The sequence below is a fragment of the Treponema sp. genome (assembly GCF_045657965.1).
Classification (GTDB): domain Bacteria; phylum Spirochaetota; class Spirochaetia; order Treponematales; family Treponemataceae; genus Treponema_D.
Genome location: NZ_JAZOUG010000149.1, coordinates 1 through 16,948 on the forward strand (window position 1 = coordinate 1; position 16,948 = coordinate 16,948).

A 16,948-nucleotide genomic window follows, 5' to 3' on the forward strand; every position below is an offset into this window, starting at 1 on the left:
AAAAAGAATTAGTTGAATATTTGTCTTGGTACAACGAAAAAAGAATTAAGGTTAAATTAAAAGGACTGACCCCTTTACAATTCAGGAATCAGTCCTTAAAATCAGCCTAGTTAAAGTGTCCAATAATTGGGGTGCACTTCATACTTACCTCGGGCTTTTTCTTTCTGCCATAGCACAGGTCTGCGGCATGGTTCCCTATCTTTGTATCTGGCTTGTGGTACGGGATCTGGTCGCCGTTGCGCCGGACTTTACGCAGGCACAGAACATTTCGCTTTACGGCTGGACGGCGTTCATCTTTGCTACCGGCGGCATTCTTATCTACTTTGCGGCCCTCATGTGTACGCACCTTGCCGCCTTCAGGACTTCAGTAAATATCCGGAAAGCAGGAATTGAGCATCTGATGAAAACATCACTGGGCTTTTTTGATTCAAACGGTTCGGGACTTTTGCGGAACAGACTCGATGGGGCTGCAAGTGAAACAGAAACGCTGCTTGCACATAACCTTGCAGACATCGTGGGAACCTTTACCATGTTTGTGGCTATGCTTGTTCTGATGTTCAGCTTTGACTGGCGGATGGGTACAGCCTGCATGGTTTCTGTGGTCGTTTCGATTCTGATGCTCTGTTACATGATGGGCGGAAGAAATGCCGAACTTATGTCGATTTATCAGGGGGCTCAGGATGAAATGGCAAAAGCGGGAACGGAATATGTGCGGGGCATTCCTGTGGTAAAAATCTTCCAGCAGACCGTGTATTCGTTTACCGCATTCAAAAATGCCATCGAAAACTACAGCGAAAAAGCACAGAAATACACTGACGGCGTGTGCCGGCTTCCGCAGTCAGTAAATCTTACAGTAACGGAAGGTGCCTTCATCTTTCTGGTTCCGCTCGTTCTCATTCTGGCCCCTTCCGCCCTCTTAAAAGGCGACATGTCATCTTTTATAAGCGATTTTGCCTTTTACGCCGTCTTCAGTGCGATTATCTCTACTTCGCTTGCAAAAATCATGTTTGCTTCAAGCGGCACGCTCCTCGCCCGCACTGCCCTTGCAAGAATCGATACCGTGATGAACGCCCCAATCCTCACTCAGAGCAAAAATCCAAAAGTACCGGACGGAAACAGCATTGAATTCTCTCATGTCACCTTCACTTACGACGGAAACGAAAAACCTGCTTTAAGCGATGTTTCATTCACTGCACAAAGTGGAAAAACTTTAGCCTTAGTCGGCCCGAGCGGCGGGGGAAAAACCACGGCGGCCAGCCTCATTCCCCGCTTCTGGGACGTAAATGAAGGGGAAGTCAAAATCGGCGGCGTAAACGTTAAAGATATAGAACAGAAAGTTCTGATGGAAAAAATCTCGTTCGTATTCCAGTCTTCACGCCTGTTTAAGACTTCGATTTTGGAAAACGTACGTGCCGCCCGCCCCTCCGCCACCCGCGAAGAAGTGCTGGAAGCTTTAACGCAGGCGCAGTGCATGGACATCATCGAAAAACTCCCGCTTGGAATTGACACGCAGATTGGTAGTAAAGGGGTATATCTTTCAGGCGGTGAGCAGCAGAGAATCGCTCTTGCCCGCGCCATCCTCAAGGATTCGCCAATTGTCGTCCTCGACGAAGCCACCGCATTCGCCGACCCGGAAAACGAAGCGCTGATTCACAAAGCCTTAAAACGCCTTGCCGCAGGAAAAACTGTCATCATGATTGCGCACCGACTTTCTACCGTCACCGCTGCAGATAAAATCCTTGTGCTTTCAGAAGGAAAAATCCTCGAATCCGGCACGCACGAAGCATTAAAAAAAGCCGGCGGGCTCTACGAGAAAATGTGGGCGGACTATAACACCGCCGCAGAATGGAAAATTGGAGGAGCACAATAATGTTCGGAGAATCTTTCAAACGCAAATACGCCCTGACTGACAGCGGCGTTTCAAATACCAAAAAAGGCATGTTCTGGACGGTCATCGTAAACTTTGTGGTCATGGCCGGCATGGGAATCCTCTATCTTCTGATGGAAAAACTCATGCTCACCCGCATGGACGGAGCTGCCCTTCCTGGCCTTAGTTTTTTCATTGTTGCGGTGCTTGTTTTTACGGTGCTTTCACTTATAACCCACTTTCAGCAGTACCGCTGCACGTACGGTCTTGTCTACGGCGAAATCAAAACAATTCGTCTTTCGCTTGCAGAACACCTTCGTAAACTTCCGCTTTCGTTTTTTGCAAAACGCGATGTTGCCGATTTGACCGAAACGATTTTAGGCGACATAAACCGTATGGAGCATGTGTGGTCGCACGTTCTCGGCTACCTGTACGGCTCGTATGTTTCTACCGCAGTCATTGCCGTGATGCTGATCTTTTACGACTGGCAGCTGATGATTGCCTGCCTTTGGGGAGTTCCTGTTGCATTCGCCCTTCTTTTTGGAAGCCGCCGGTGTGCCAAAAAATATTCGACTCTTGCAAAACAGGCTGGTCTTACCGCATCCGATGCAATGCAGGAAGCGATTGAAACGGTGCGCGAGATTCAAGCCACAAACCAGGAAGAGCGCTGTCTTTCTGAAGTCTACGAAAAAATCGATGCCCACGAAAAATCCCTGATTTACGGAGAGCTTTCTGCAGGTATTTTTGTGAATGCGGCAAGCGTTATCATGCGCCTTGGCGTTGCCACCACGATTCTGACCGGGGCCGGCCTCATCCTTTCAGGAAGCATTTCGTTTATGACGCTCTTTCTGTTCCTGCTCGTCATTACCCGGGTGTACGCTCCGTTTGACCAGAGCCTTGCCCTCATTGCCGAAGTGTTTATGTCAGAAGTTTCTGCCCGACGTCTTACCGAAATCCACGAAATCAAAAACGCCTCAGGCGAACGCACCTTCACCCCGAACGGACACGACATTACGTTTGAAAATGTTTCTTTCGGCTATTCTGACGCAGCGATTCTTGACGGAGTAAGTTTTACGGCAAAGGAAGGAGAAGTCACCGCCCTTGTAGGACCTTCCGGAAGCGGAAAAAGTACCTGCGCCCGCCTTGCAGCCCGCCTCTACGACATTCAGGGCGGAACCATAACCGTGGGCGGAGTGAACATTCAGAACGTAGAGCCTGAGACGCTTTTAACAGATTATTCCATGGTGTTCCAGGATGTCGTTCTTTTTGATGACACCGTGATGGAAAACATCCGTCTTGGAAAGCACGGCGCAACCGACGAAGAAGTAATAGACGCGGCAAAGGCTGCAAACTGCGATGAGTTCGTTTCAAAACTTCCCGACGGTTATCAGACCAGAATCGGCGAAAACGGAGCCAAACTTTCTGGCGGCGAGAGGCAGAGAATCTCCATTGCACGCGCCCTTCTTAAAAATGCACCGATTGTTCTTCTGGATGAAGCAACCGCTTCCCTCGATGTGGAAAACGAAACAAAAGTACAGACAGCGCTCTCCCGCCTTTTGAAAGGAAAGACCGTGCTTGTCATCGCACACCGGATGCGCACCGTGGAAGCAGCAGATAAAATCGTCGTTCTCAAAGACGGCAAAGTTGCGGAAGAAGGTGCTCCAAAGACTCTGCTTTCAAACAAAGATTCGCTCTTTTCCCGCATGCACGCACTTCAAAGCGAAGAATCAAATTGGAGTGTGAAATAAGAGAACTTCGGAACCCCACATTTTTGAGATTTTCTTTGTATTTTTAACATTTCCGAAACAAATCACAAACATTTCAAAAATATTAGCCCTGTAAACTCCTTTCAGATTTTTCGAAAGGAGTTTTTTTATGAAAAAACTGATAATTTTCCTGACAGTGTCCCTGCTCGCTTCTTTGCTTTTTGCAGAATCAGTTACTTTAACCGTGCAGGATGCAGTGGAATATGCCAGAAAAAACAGCCGGCAGGTCAAAATCGCTGCAATCGATATTGATTCGAAGGCCGATGCCAGAAATCATGTCCTTAACGTTTTCTGTCCGAATGTCTCATTTTCGGGAACTGTCGCAAAACCTAACGAATACGATACAACTTACGCAACTCTTGTAAATCCGCTTTACGAAAATGCCGGTATGGGAAGCGTAATTCCGACCGACTACGAGCGCGAGGAAGACAAATACACGGTTGTCGGAAGTGCCAGCATTTCTTTTTCGTGGGGACTTTCAATCATCGAAGACGTAAAAAAAGCAAACCGCGACTACGAAGCAGGCCTTATTTCCTGGGAGCAGGTCGTAAAGCAGAACGAGCGTGATGTCAAAAAACTTTTTTACTCACTTCTTTTACAGCAGAAGACTATCGAAAACGATCAGGCAACTTTAGAGAACACATATCAGCGCTATCTGAACACAAAAAAAAGCTATGAAAACGGAAATTCTCCGCGACTTGATATGCTTCAGAGCAATGTTACATATCAGAACATGAAGCGGGACGTTGAAAAAGAAGAACTCAACTTTAAATCTCAGCTGAAGCAGTTTGCCGTAATTCTGGGCTTTTCTTCAGAAACGGAGCTTACATTAAACGGAAGCCTTCAGGCAAACCTCATTGATTTGAATCAGGACGAAATTTTTTCAAAATATATGAACTCAAATGCAGAAGTAAGGCTGTTAGAAAAGCAGGTGGAATCCCTTTCGGCACAGATGAGAGGGTTAAATCTTGATTCATTCACTCCTACCCTTTCTTTCAGCTATGCCACAAAACAGACATTGAATCCGATTGATGCAGACTGGTTCGACGGTTCAAACTGGAGCGATAAAGGAAGTGCCAGCATGTCACTCACATGGAATTTTACAAATGCCCTTCCCTTTTCGGACAACAGAATCAAGTACAACAACTTAAAACGCCAGCGCGAGCAGATGTACCTTAAAATCGAACAGAAAAAGCAGGATATCGCAAACGATGTTCAGAAACTTTTTGACGAAATCACTTCCTCAGTAAATGCAATCGAGGCAACAAAAGAAAACATTGAGCTTGCCGAAGAAGCATACAGGCTTTTGAGCAAGGCATATTCTGCCGGAACTGTGGATTTTATCGAAGTAAAAGATGCCGAAACACAGCTCAACAAGGCCCGTCTTGCCGAACAGACAGAACTTTTTACATACATTTCGTCAATCACAGAGCTTGAATACATTTTGGACCTGCCGGAAGGCTGGAATAATAAATAGTTCAAAAATAATGAATGGAGGATTTTTATGAATAAGGTAGTTTTATCATTGATTTTCACGGGAATGGCTTTTGCATTTTCAATGTGCGGATGTTCTTCTAAAAAGGCTGAATCCGCTTCACAAGAGAGCGTTCAAAAAGTGCAGACAACTGTTGCCGTTAAAAGTGTACAGAAAGTTTCACTTGATGATTACATTGAATTCGGCGGAACAGTGCGGGCTGTAAACAGCGTTGCAGTTCTTCCGTCGGTTGCAGGAAAAATCGCACAGATTTTAGTTGAAACCGGTGAGCGCGTAAGCAAAAATCAGATTATCGCCCAGGTTGATGCAAGTAAGCCAGGAGCTGATTACACAATGAGCCCGGTGCGTGCAAGTGCCGCTGGAACAGTCGTTTCAATTCCGGTTTCGCTCGGCTCTTATGTGACATCTTCTTCAACAGTTGCAGAAATTGCGAGCGTGGATGACCTTGAAATCAAAGTAAACGTGAGCGAGCGTTTTGTTCCGCTTGTAAAAATCGGTCAGACTGGCGAAATATCATTCAAATCATATCCGGATGAAACATTTGAAGCAAAAATCACAAAACTTTCTCCGGTTTTAGATGCAGCCACCCGCACTCAGGAAGTAACGCTCAAACTCACAGAAACGAAAAACATCGTCAAGGCGGGAATGTTTGCGCACGTAAAGCTTGTGACAAATCACAAAGAAAACATCGTCACAGTTCCGGCAAAGGCTATAGTTTATAATGCAGGAAAGCCGTATGTGTTCACCGCCACAAACGAAGACGGAACTGCAAAAGTTTTCAGAACAGCCGTTCAGACAGGAATCAGCGTTGACGGAGTAACTGAAATTGTTGAGGGCCTTAAAGAAGGAGATTCTGTTGTAATCAAAGGTCAGAACATGATTTCCGACGGTCAAAAAGTGAATATTGCGGGACAATAGCGGAACTGCGGATAGCCTGCCCCCGCTTTGCGGGGGAGCGCCCTGTTTTCAAAATGACTTTTTACTTTACCCAGCCCCTTCCCCAGAGGCGAATCAAAAACAGGATTCCGCGGACACAAAGTTCAAAACTCATCGCCGCCCACACGCCCTCTAGTCCGTAGATTCCACGCAAAAAAAGAGCCAGGGGAATTCTTACCATCCACATCGAAAAGAATTTGAAGCAGCTCGGAACAAAGGTGTCGCCTGTACCACGCATGGCTCCGCTTGCAATCAGGCTCGCCCCATAAAGCGGCTCACAGAATGCTTCAATCATCAGAATTTTTGCGCCAAGCTCAATTACGGACGGCTCCGGGGAAATGAGACCTATCATCTGGCGGGCAAAAATGAACATCAAAGTTCCGGTCAAAGCCATAAAGACCATTCCTGTGAGGGTCGTAATCCAGCCGAATCTGCGGGTAAGTTCCTTTTGACCGCTTCCGTAGCACTGACCTGTAATTGTGGTTGCCGCCGCCGCAAGTCCATAAGACGGCATATAGCACAAACTTTCTGCCGTAATCGCAAAACTGTTCGCCGAAAGAGCCGTCTGCCCGAGTGGACTTACAATTTTTGTGAAAGCGACCTGACCGCCGGTCATGATGCACTGCTCAAAAGCCGTCGGAACACCGATTTTTACAGCAGTTGAAAAATATGACTTTTTGAAACAGATTTTCTCGCCGGAACGGAGACGAAGAATCTCACACTTGTAGAGAAGAAAAAAAATCAGGGGAACCGTGGTTAAAAATCTTGCAATCAAAGTCGCAACTGCCGCCCCTTTTACTCCCATATCAAGCAGGTAGATGAACACATAATTCAAAACAACATTCAGAACTGCCATAAGAATCTGCATGGCGCTCGGCATTTTCATTTCACCGGATGCCTGTAAAGCTCCGCCAGCAAGGCAGTTGAACTGAATAATCGGGATGCTCAGCGCAAAAATCAAAAAATAGAGCCTTGAATCTTCATAAATTGCCTCGGTGCTTCCAAGCCAGAGCGGAACAAAAGGCGAAATCCCGGCAACAGAAAGCGTAAGAAAAACCGCAAGTGCCGAATTTACCAGAGCAGAGACTTTTACAAGATTGCGGGCTTCCTCGTTTTTGCCTGCACCAATTAAATGCGAAATCTGAACCGTAAATCCCATGGTACACGAAAAAGACAGACCCCAGATGAGCCATGTTGAAGATGCCACAAGCCCGATTGCTGCCCCTTCCCGCTCGCCCAGATGCCCCACCATCGAAGCATCGATAAAAGTCATAAGAATTGAAGAAAGCTGTGCAAGAACAGGCGGAACACTTAGACTAATAATCAGCCTGAGCTGTTCTTTGAGAGAAAGGCTGTCTCCATTCCGCATTCTGGCAAGCAAATCTGATTTCATTTTTTACTTGCTCATCAATCTACATCAGAGTTTCTTTTGCACGCTAGCGCATTCAAAAAGCCGTATTTTACTTCGTCATTTGGAAAACCAGGCTTGTAGGAAAGCTGGCGCTCATTCCATGTTTTTATAGTAAGATAGCTTTGTAAAATCCCCTGCCGCAAGAGAAAATTTAAGCACAGGATAAACCTGCCACGGCTCTTTATTCTGCTCTTCAGTTTTTCAATTTCAAGACCTTTGAACAAATCTTTTTTTCCAAGGAAATACGCTTCCAAAGTGGAAAGCAAAAGGCTCTTTCCAAAACGACGCGGGCGTGAAAGAAAATAAGGCTTTCCTTTGTGGGCAAGCTTATAGACAAAATCAGTTTTATCAATGTAGATATAACTGTTCTTTCTGAGATATTCAAAATCCTGAATGCCAATCGGCAGGTTACGAGTTTCCATTGAGTTTAATTATATTGTATGTAAATGAAATTGAGAAGACTTCAGATTTTGCCTCCAGTCAGCCCCACCCGCACAGCGCATTTTTTTTTAACATTTCCGCAACAATTCTGAAACAATCTGCTAACAGTGCCTGTGTAATCTCTTTCCATACTTTCTAAAAAGAGGTGCATATGATTTCAAGAATCCTTAAAAAACCGCTTACGGTTGTCATAACATTCACTATTCTTGTGGGGCTTGGTATTTTCTGCGGAAAAAATCTTGCGCTCGACATGTTCCCAGAGACGAGCTATCCGATGGTGATGGTTCAGACCTGTTACGGAAACTCAGACCCGGAAGAAGTTGAACGCAATGTAACCCGCCCGCTTGAATCAGCTTTTTCAGGCTTGAGCGGTTTAAAACACATTGTTTCCACTTCTTCTACAGGCTACAGTCAGATTCAGCTTTCTTTTTCGACAAGCACGAACCTCGACACGGCTTCTAACGATATCCGCGATAAAATTGACGGTGTGCGCTCTACCCTTCCCGACACGGCAACCAGTCCTACCACAATGCGCCTCGACGCTTCTTTAATTCCGCTCATGACTCTTGTTATGAAAGGCGACCACAGCCCTGCTGAACTTTACGAATATGCCGACGAAATTGTTTCTCCGTTTTTTGAGCAGATTGACGGAGTTGCAAGTGCTGAAATTTCAGGAGGTGAAGAAAAATGTATCCGCGTTTCTGTGATTCAGGACAGACTTGAAGCCTATGGACTTACAATGGCACAGGTAATTCAGGCGCTGAACTCACAGAATCTTTCAAGCTCTGCAGGAATCATTCAGGCAGGAGACACAAACTACACGATTGCAGCTGACGGCGCTTTTTCAAGCCTTGAAGATATCCGCGACACAGTAATCACTTACCTGAAGCCTTCGGTTTCTACTTCAAAAGAAAGTGTTGCTGTTCTTGTGCGCGATATTGCTGATGTGACAGAAACTTCAAAAGATGTCACTTCAATTTCTTATCTTGACGGAGTTCCGTGCGTTCAGTTTAAAATCCAGAAGCAGAGCGGAAAGAACTCTGTTGCAGCTGCCCATGCCCTTCGCTCCGCCCTTCCGAAAATCTTAGCCCAGCTTCCTGACGACATTCAGATTGTAGAGATTTCAAACAGCACTGACCAGATTGAAGCAACTGTAAAAGAAGTTATCAGCTCGGTTGTAACAGGTGCGCTTTTAGCAGTCGTCGTTCTTTTTTTGTTCCTTCGAAACATTAAAAGCACGATTATCATCGGTCTTTCAATTCCTGTTTCCATCATCATTACGCTTGTGTTCATGTACTTCCGCGGCACTTCGCTCAACCTGATTTCACTTTCAGGCCTCCTTCTCGGTGTCGGTATGCTTGTTGATAACTCAATCGTTGTCCTCGAAAACATTTACACGCACTCAGCTCAAGGAAAATCTCCGCTCCAGGCTTCGATTGACGGTGCAGGCGAAATGGTCATGCCGGTAATTTCTTCTACCCTCACTTCTGTGTGTATCTTCGTTCCGATGCTTGCGTTCGGTTCAATCTTAGGCTACATGGGTGAAGCCTTCCTCGACCTGGGATTTTCAATCAGCATTGCCCTCATCTGCTCGCTCTTTACTTCGATTATCCTTGTTCCGGTTCTTGCAGCTTATTATCTGAAGGTAAATCCAAAGGCAAAAGATGAACTTCCGGCAGAAAAACACATTTCACTTGGCGAAAAACTCAACGCATCTTATGAACGTGCCGTCCGCTGGGTTTTACACCACAAGCTTGTTTCATTTGCTGCCCTTATCGTTCTTTTCTTTATTTCAATGGCAAGCCTTCCTTCACGCGGTTTTATTCTCTTTCCGGCAAATGCAGAAAATCAGGTCAAAGTGACTATGACCCTTCCAAAAGGAACTCCAATCACTGAAACAGAAGAAGAAATCCAGGAACTTGAACGCCTTGCAAAAGAAAGTATTTCCGGCATTTCCTACACAAACTACACTGTCGGAGGCACAACTGCAGCAAGTTCAAATGAAGGCTCTCTTCTTATCACACTCGAAAATGCAGATGCAGATAAAGCAAAGGACATTCTCCGCACCTTTTTCCCTCAGTTTGCAGGCGCAGAATTCGAATTTGAAGCAACTTCAATCGGCTTAAACAGCGCTTCTTCTGCCTCTGGCGGCTTTGAACTTGAAATTCACTGCAACAATCTTGAAACTCTTTCTGCCACTTCAGAAAAACTCGTTTCGCTCATCAAAGCTGAGTGCTCTGACATCGTAAACGAAGTGACCAGCGACATTTCAAACGGTCAGCCTGAAGTAAAAATCCGCCTTGACCGCGAAGCTGTCCGCACACTCGGCCTTAACATTCAGAACATTGCAACAGAACTCCGCGCCGCAGTAAGCGGAATTGAAGCCGGCACATTCAGCGTTGACGGAAACGACACCGACATTCTCGTAACACTCTCTAGCGAAGACAAAACAAAGGTGCGCGACTTAGACCGCCTTTTTGTAACAAATAACTCAGGCCTCAAGATTCCCTTAAGTGCAGTCGCACATTACGAAGAAGTGACCGCTCCTGCAAGCATTGAGCGCAAAGACCAGACCCGAATGACAAGCGTAATTGCCGTCCCGAAAAATGGAGTTCCGCTTACAACCGTGCAGAAAAGAATCAACGCGCTCATCGAAGAAAATTTCGTGCAGGATGAAAGCCTTTCTTTTGAAACTGCCGGCGACTTTTCCGACATGATTGAAATGGGCAAAGGCTTTGTAATCGTAATCGTAATGGCTATGATTTTAGTGTTCGCCGTTATGGCAAGCCAGTTCGAAAGCCTCAAAGACCCGTTCATCATTTACTTTACCATTCCGCTCTCGTTCATCGGTGTTGCCCTCATTTATTTCCTTGTAGGTCAGCCGCTTTCCATGATGAGTATCTTAGGCGTTCTTATGCTCGTAGGTGTTATCGTAAACAACGGAATTGTGCTTGTAGATGCCGCAAACAGCCTCCGTCGCAAGGGCTTAAGCCTTGAAGAAGCATGTATAGAAGCTGCAAAAAGCCGTCTGCGCCCGATTATGATGAGTACACTCACTACGATTATTTCGCTCGTTCCGATGGCACTGTTCCCAAGCGAAGGAGCCGCAATGATTCAGCCGATAAACCTCACAGTTTTAGGCGGTCTTGGCTTCGGTACGGTGATGACATTAAGCATAATGCCGGCGGTGTATTATGTGTTTAATAAGGGGAAGAAAGGGAAATAGAAATACTGGGGGCTGTTGCCCCCGACCTTTATCAACACCGTTACGTTCAATATCTTTTATAAGCTCATGAACCATTTTTATCAGTTTTTTCTGATTGAAGTCAAAGAATGCACAGTAATCATCCCATGCAACATCAGCCCAAACTTTTATCATTAAAGGTCTTCCCTTAATTCATGAATCTGACCTTTTCCAGATTCTAGTTGGGCAATTCCCTGACGAAGATATTTCATATTTTCTTCGGAATAAATATATGGATCATTCGCTGCCTTTAATGCAAAAGGAATTCCATTTTCGCGGATTGTCGCCTTTACAAAAGCCGTAATTGCCGTAGTAACATTTAAGCCGATTGAGTCCAGTATATTTTCAAAAAGAGCCTTTTCTTCGTTTCCAATTTTCGCAGATATTGTAGTCATTCTTACTACCTCCGCTTACAATATACTACAATTATAGAAGATTTGTCAATTTTTTATATTTGAGCCAGACAAGGAATCAAAATCCCCTTAGCCACATCTAGAGTTTTATTCAAAATCCCCCTGTATATTCATGCAAATTTGTACAAAATCCCCATAGAAAATTTTTTAATATTTCAGCAACATTTACGAAACATTTTTTCAACACACGCACGCTATTGTTGGACTTATGAAACGCATTATTCTTACATTAGCCGCAATTTTTTCTCTCTCAACTGGTATTTTTGCAGAAGAAAACGACTCTGCTCCTGCAGAACAGACTCCAAAATCATACACACCGCCTGCAACAAGTTTTCTTCCGATGCTTACTCTGCTCGGAGTTTACATGCCGAACAACGGAATCATCGATGTAAATATTCCTTATGTCATGCCGATGCTTCAGGCTCGTTTTTCGCACAGGTTCACGGACTTTAATGCAAAGCCGGAGTTTTCTTTTATTGCAGACGGAGAACTTGCTCCGGTTTGGGTTCGTGCAGGAGGGCATTTTGATTTTAAGCCTTTTTCACCTGTAACGCTGAGTCTTGGCACAGATATTTCTACAAGCTGGGGACTGAATCTTAATTTTCTGGAATTTGACTTTATCGGAAAATACAGCCGTTCAAGAGCGGAATACGAATCTTTCAGTCCGTTTTCTCACTGGGTGTACGACTTTTGGGCACAGGCAGCATTCAAATACGATATCGGTTCTGCTTTTTCTGGAGAAAAGCACCACATAGTCTTCGATGCAGCCTATCGTGCCCAGTATACGGCAATGACCGGAGTTTCAAACGGAGAAGTCTGGATGCATCAGGGGGAAAGCGAGAGGGCAAACGGATTTACATACAAAGCCACAGCCGCACTGAGTTATCAGATTCCACATAAATATCTTAAAACTGTTGGAGCAAGTGCCTGTGCAGAAGGATATTTTTCAGACAAATTTTTTGATGAAGAATACCGAATTTCTGACCCGACTTTTGTTGACCTCACCTTCGCTTTAACTGCAACGGCAAGCATCGGCTGGAAAAATCATTTTATGCTCATGGTTCCGTTTTCCGGAAAGCGAAACTTTGATTGTGATGACGCTCTGAGACCGCTCACCGCCCCAGAAGGAAGAAAATGGAGTGTTGACGGCGTAATTCTTACATTCACGCATATTTTTTAGGCAAAAACTTAAAAAAGGGAGTATAATTATGGATATGTTTAAGATTCTTGTGGTAGAAGATGATGCGGACTTAAACCGCACTGTTTCATCATTTTTGACTCAAAACGGCTACGAAGTCACCAGCTGCCTTCTTGCAAACGATGCGTACAATGCCATGTACAACAAGCTGTTTGACCTAATAATTTCCGACATAATGATGCCTCAGATTGACGGTTTTGAATTTGCCGAAACAGTACGCAAAATCAATGCGACCATTCCGATTATCTTTATGACTGCCCGCGATGATTTTTCTTCAAAACAGCGCGGGTTCAATGCCGGAATCGATGACTACATGGTAAAGCCTGTCGATTTGCAGGAGCTTTTACTGCGCATTTCTGCAATTTTGAGACGGGCAAACATAGCCCAGAGCAAAAAAATCACTGTCGGTAAGTTTACGATGGATGAAGAAGCCCGCTCTGCCATGAATGGAGATGACGAAATTACCCTTACCGCCCGCGAATTCAATCTTCTTTACAAGCTCCTCTCCTACCCCAAAAAGACTTTCACCCGAGTTCAGCTCATGGATGAATTCTGGGATGCCGATTCAAATGCAACGCCCCGTGCCGTCGATGTTTACATCACAAAACTTCGCGAAAAGCTTTCTGAATGTACTGATTTTGAAATTGTGACGGTGCACGGCTTAGGCTACAAGGCGGTTATAAAGTGAAAAAAAAGAGCGAATCAGACAAAAACACAAAAAATTCCTTCCATTTCGGCGTTTTTTCAGTCGCAAACTATGTGCCAATTTTTTTCGGAATCGCTCTGATTGTCACGGCGGCAATCAACATTTTTTTGTGGGATGCAAATCTTGATCTTTCCCGCGAATATATTACTTTTCATGCACGCCTGACATTTGCCTCTATTTTTTTAATGGCATTTTTATTCACGCTTTTAATCGGCATTTCCAGAAAAATCCGCGTGGAAAAACCAGTAAAATCAATTCTCAAGGCGACAAAAAAAATCACAAAAGGAGATTTTTCAACAAGAATCCCGGAACGAAAATCAAGATTCAAGAACGAATTTGACGAAATCATCGGAAATCTGAACACAATGGCATCTGAACTTTCCGGAGTTGAGACTCTGCGCATGGATTTTATCAGCAATGTAAGCCATGAACTGAAAACTCCCCTCGCCGTCATCCAGAATTACGCCACAATCTTACAGGACACAAATCTTTCTGAAGAAAACCGCCTTGAATATGCCGCAAAAATTACCGAAGCAAGCCGCCGCCTCACAACACTCATTACGAATATCTTAAAGCTCAACAAACTCGAAAACCAGCAGATTTTTCCTGAAAAAACGGATTTCGATTTAAGTGAACAGATTACAGAATCCCTTCTCAACTTTGAATCCGTGTGGGAAGAAAAAGAAATCGACATTAAAACGGAAATTGAAGACGGAGTAAAAATCTGCTCAGATCCGGAACTGCTTTCACTTGTGTGGAATAACCTGTTTTCAAATGCATTCAAATTCACCCCTAAAGGCGGAAAAGTCACAGTCAAACTTTCCCAGACAGACGGAAAAATCATCGTTCAGGTGCGCGACACAGGATGCGGCATGAGCGAAGAGACCAAATCGCACATCTTCGAAAAATTCTATCAGGGAGACACAAGTCATGCTACAAAAGGAAACGGTCTGGGGCTTGCCCTGGTAAAACGCGTGTGTGACATTACCGGGGCTAAAATCAGTGTTGAAAGCAAAGAAAGCTCGGGGTCAGTTTTTACGGTCACTTGTCAATAGTTTTTCGCACATTGGAAAGCTGGCAATGCTGCTTTATTGCTTCGATATAACATTCTGCATAGCGCGAGAGGGCTATGTTTTTTCGAGTTACAATACCGACAGTCATTTTGTCGTCTACAGCAAGCGGTTTTGCAATAATGTTTTCTCCGTTGAGTTTGTGACTAATAACGCCGGAACAGATTGTGTAGCCGTCAAGACCAATCAGCAGATTAAAAAGAGTTGCACGGTCGCGCACTTTTATGTTTTTTGTGCAGTCAAAGTCGATTGAAGTAAGCGGCTCTTCGGCATAGTAAAATGAATTAAAATCGCCCTGCTCGTAGGTTAAATACGGAAAAGGCTTTAAATCTTCAAGCGTGATTATTTCTTTTGCGGCCAGAGGATTTGTCTTTGAAATAAACACATGCAGAATCGAAGTAAAAAGCGGCGTAAAGCTAAGACTGTTTTTGCGCAGAAGTTTTGAAATAACATCTTCATTTTTTCTGCTCATGTACAGAACACCGAGTTCGCTTTTAAGGCGTGCAACATCGTCGATAATTTCGTGCGTCTGCGTTTCGCGGAGTGTAAAATCGTAAGAAGAGCCTGAGAATGTGCGGATTACATCAACAAATGCATTAACTGCAAACGAATAATGCTGGCAGCTTACCGAAAAAATCGGATTTGCAGTTTCTCCCGTTTTGTAGCGTTCTTCTAAAAGTGCCGCCTGCTCCAAAACCTGCCGGGCATACGACAGAAACTCGTCGCCTTCGTTGGTTACAGTAACGCCTTTGTTTGTACGGCTGAAAATCGTAATTCCCATTTCTGATTCAAGTTCGTGAATTGCGCTAGTTAAACTTGGCTGCGATATAAATACCCGCTTTGATGCTTCGGTAATGTTTTTTGCCTCTGCAACTGCTACGGCATATTTTAAAAGCTGTAATGTCATAAATCTTCCTTTTGTCATAGTTTAAAGCTATTGCAAACACTCTGTAAATAGTATTTTTCACATATCCTGCGTTTTGTTACAGTAATCAAAATCATACAAAAAAGGTAGGTAGAAGTTATGGCATACAGGACATCTGTAATCGGTTTTCCAAGAATCGGAAAAAAACGTGAGCTTAAATTCGCTTCAGAAAAATTTTTTAAGCAGGAAATTTCAGTCTCTGAACTTGAAGAGGCAGCGAAATCAATCCGTGCGTACGGGTGGGAAAAAATGCAGGAAGCAGGAATTACCTTTATTCCGTCCAATGATTTTTCGTTTTACGACAACGTACTTGATACAGCATTTCTGCTTGGTGCAGTCCCGGAACGCTACAAAGCATTAAATCTTCCGCTTCTGGAAACTTATTTTGCTGCAGCCCACGGATATCAGGGAAAGGCCGGAGACGTTAAAGCCCTTCCGATGAAAAAATGGTTTAACACAAACTATCATTATCTTGTTCCGGAACTGGACGATTCCACAAAACTGACTCTTTCTGATTCGCCTAAGCCTGTTTCAGAGTTTAAGGAAGCGGCCGGTCTTGGAATTAAAACGGTTCCGGGCCTTACAGGTCTATACACATTCCTGCACCTTGCCTCGTACAGCGGAAAAAACCAGGCTTCCGATTTTGTAAGCCAGGCGGTAAACGCATACGCTGCCCTTGCAGTAAAGCTTGAAGAAGCCGGCACTGAATGGATTTCGTTTTCTGAGCCTGCTTTGGTTTTAGACATTTCAAAAAACGATAAAGAACTTTTCCTTAAAATCTATAAACCCCTTATTTCTGAACTTCGCGCAAAGACAAAACTTAAAATCGCTCTGCAGACTTATTTTGGTGATATCCGCGATGTATACGATGAAGTAATTTCGCTTAATTTTGATGCAGTCGGCCTTGATTTTATCGAAGGAAAACGTTCACTTGAACTTTTAAAAAACGGCTTTCCGAAAGAAACACTGCTTTTTGCAGGAATCTTAAACGGAAAGAACATCTGGAAAAGCAGTTACGAAAAAAAATGCGCGCTGCTTTCTGATATTGCAGAAAGCGTCCCAAAAGAAAATATTGTGCTCTCCCCTTCCTGCTCGCTCCTTCATGTGCCGTACACTACAGAACAGGAAGAAAAACTTGCAGCAGACATTAAAAAGCACTTTGCATTTGCCGAAGAAAAGCTTTCAGAGCTTAAAGACCTGTCTCTTGGCGAAAAAACAGCCTTTGAAGCAAACAAAAAGCTTTTTGAAACAGAGCGTGTCTATAAAACTTCTTCAGTTCAGAATGCGCTTTCTGCCCTCAAACCTGAAGATTTTGTGCGCACTCCATCCTTTGAAGAACGCGAACAGATTCAGAAAAAAGTGTTTAACCTTCCACTTTTTCCGACAACGACAATCGGCTCTTTCCCGCAGACAAAAGACGTCCGTTCAAACCGCGCGCAGTACCGGAAGGGCGAAATTTCAAAAGAACAGTACGAA

General features: G+C 44.3%; 12 protein-coding genes and 2 pseudogenes. 10 read left to right on the forward strand and 4 right to left on the reverse strand.

Annotated features, from left to right (window positions below):
* From ACKI5B_RS05315 to ACKI5B_RS05335, 5 genes are all read left to right on the forward strand, one after another.
* The coding region (locus tag ACKI5B_RS05315) for an IS3 family transposase (RefSeq protein WP_407425619.1) at window positions 1-110 on the forward strand (110 nt) is incomplete at its 5' end.
* Window positions 111-115: 5 nt separating this feature from the next.
* The gene (locus ACKI5B_RS05320; RefSeq protein WP_407426562.1) at window positions 116-1,870 is read left to right on the forward strand and encodes an ABC transporter ATP-binding protein; all 1,755 of its coding nucleotides are present in this window, start codon (window positions 116-118) and stop codon (window positions 1,868-1,870) included.
* A complete protein-coding gene (locus tag ACKI5B_RS05325) occupies window positions 1,870-3,615 on the forward strand; it encodes an ABC transporter ATP-binding protein (protein WP_407426564.1) in 1,746 nt (581 codons plus the stop codon). Before ACKI5B_RS05320 ends, ACKI5B_RS05325 begins: the two co-directional genes overlap by 1 nt.
* A 127-nt stretch (window positions 3,616-3,742) precedes the next feature.
* The gene (locus ACKI5B_RS05330) at window positions 3,743-5,110 is read left to right on the forward strand and encodes a TolC family protein (protein WP_407426566.1); all 1,368 of its coding nucleotides are present in this window, start codon (window positions 3,743-3,745) and stop codon (window positions 5,108-5,110) included.
* Window positions 5,111-5,137: 27 nt separating this feature from the next.
* Entirely contained in the window at window positions 5,138-6,046 is a 909-nt protein-coding gene (locus tag ACKI5B_RS05335; RefSeq protein ID WP_407426568.1) for an efflux RND transporter periplasmic adaptor subunit, read from the forward strand.
* A gap of 61 nt (window positions 6,047-6,107) precedes the next feature.
* On the opposite strand, the gene ACKI5B_RS05340 is transcribed toward ACKI5B_RS05335, so the two are convergent.
* Both ACKI5B_RS05340 and ACKI5B_RS05345 read right to left on the reverse strand, forming a co-directional pair.
* Window positions 6,108-7,457 carry an MATE family efflux transporter gene (locus ACKI5B_RS05340; protein WP_407426570.1) on the reverse strand — a complete coding sequence of 450 codons (1,350 nt, stop codon included), beginning with the start codon at window positions 7,455-7,457 and terminating at the stop codon, window positions 6,108-6,110.
* Window positions 7,458-7,607: 150 nt separating this feature from the next.
* Window positions 7,608-7,897: pseudogene (locus tag ACKI5B_RS05345) on the reverse strand (AAA family ATPase); the annotation flags it as partial.
* 170 nt (window positions 7,898-8,067) lie between these two features.
* Between ACKI5B_RS05345 and ACKI5B_RS05350 the strand changes: the two are divergent.
* On the forward strand, window positions 8,068-11,142 hold the full coding sequence (locus ACKI5B_RS05350) for an efflux RND transporter permease subunit (RefSeq protein WP_407426572.1): 3,075 nt from the start codon (window positions 8,068-8,070) through the stop codon (window positions 11,140-11,142).
* Between the two features lie 152 nt (window positions 11,143-11,294).
* Here ACKI5B_RS05350 and ACKI5B_RS05355 read toward each other — a convergent pair whose 3' ends face one another.
* Entirely contained in the window at window positions 11,295-11,555 is a 261-nt protein-coding gene (locus ACKI5B_RS05355; RefSeq protein ID WP_407426574.1) for a type II toxin-antitoxin system RelB/DinJ family antitoxin, read from the reverse strand.
* Window positions 11,556-11,781: 226 nt separating this feature from the next.
* Here ACKI5B_RS05355 and ACKI5B_RS05360 point away from each other — a divergent pair, with 226 nt between their 5' ends.
* Genes ACKI5B_RS05360 through ACKI5B_RS05370 form a run of 3 tightly spaced genes read left to right on the forward strand, consistent with a single transcriptional unit; the run spans window position 11,782 to window position 14,532 of the window.
* On the forward strand, window positions 11,782-12,753 hold the full coding sequence (locus ACKI5B_RS05360; RefSeq protein WP_407426576.1) for a hypothetical protein: 972 nt from the start codon (window positions 11,782-11,784) through the stop codon (window positions 12,751-12,753).
* Window positions 12,754-12,787: 34 nt separating this feature from the next.
* Complete coding sequence (locus tag ACKI5B_RS05365; RefSeq protein WP_407426578.1) at window positions 12,788-13,459, forward strand: response regulator transcription factor; 672 nt, start codon at window positions 12,788-12,790, stop codon at window positions 13,457-13,459.
* Entirely contained in the window at window positions 13,456-14,532 is a 1,077-nt protein-coding gene (locus ACKI5B_RS05370) for a HAMP domain-containing sensor histidine kinase (protein WP_407426580.1), read from the forward strand. Before ACKI5B_RS05365 ends, ACKI5B_RS05370 begins: the two co-directional genes overlap by 4 nt.
* Here the strand turns inward: ACKI5B_RS05370 and ACKI5B_RS05375 are convergent.
* Window positions 14,519-15,454: a LysR family transcriptional regulator gene (locus ACKI5B_RS05375; protein WP_407426582.1), complete on the reverse strand. Its 936-nt coding sequence runs from the start codon at window positions 15,452-15,454 to the stop codon at window positions 14,519-14,521. The two genes, ACKI5B_RS05370 and ACKI5B_RS05375, sit on opposite strands and share 14 nt — an antisense overlap.
* A gap of 117 nt (window positions 15,455-15,571) precedes the next feature.
* Here ACKI5B_RS05375 and ACKI5B_RS05380 point away from each other — a divergent pair.
* A pseudogene (locus ACKI5B_RS05380) lies at window positions 15,572-16,948 on the forward strand (5-methyltetrahydropteroyltriglutamate--homocysteine S-methyltransferase); the annotation flags it as partial.

Coding starts and splice junctions, on each gene's coding strand:
- ACKI5B_RS05355 (WP_407426574.1), bottom strand. CDS start 11,555: ATGACTACAATATCTGCGAAAATTGGAAACGAAGAAAAGGCTCTTTTT.
- ACKI5B_RS05350 (WP_407426572.1), top strand. CDS start 8,068: ATGATTTCAAGAATCCTTAAAAAACCGCTTACGGTTGTCATAACATTC.
- ACKI5B_RS05375 (WP_407426582.1), bottom strand. CDS start 15,454: ATGACATTACAGCTTTTAAAATATGCCGTAGCAGTTGCAGAGGCAAAA.
- ACKI5B_RS05340 (WP_407426570.1), bottom strand. CDS start 7,457: ATGAAATCAGATTTGCTTGCCAGAATGCGGAATGGAGACAGCCTTTCT.
- ACKI5B_RS05360 (WP_407426576.1), top strand. CDS start 11,782: ATGAAACGCATTATTCTTACATTAGCCGCAATTTTTTCTCTCTCAACT.
- ACKI5B_RS05330 (WP_407426566.1), top strand. CDS start 3,743: ATGAAAAAACTGATAATTTTCCTGACAGTGTCCCTGCTCGCTTCTTTG.
- ACKI5B_RS05325 (WP_407426564.1), top strand. CDS start 1,870: ATGTTCGGAGAATCTTTCAAACGCAAATACGCCCTGACTGACAGCGGC.
- ACKI5B_RS05365 (WP_407426578.1), top strand. CDS start 12,788: ATGTTTAAGATTCTTGTGGTAGAAGATGATGCGGACTTAAACCGCACT.
- ACKI5B_RS05335 (WP_407426568.1), top strand. CDS start 5,138: ATGAATAAGGTAGTTTTATCATTGATTTTCACGGGAATGGCTTTTGCA.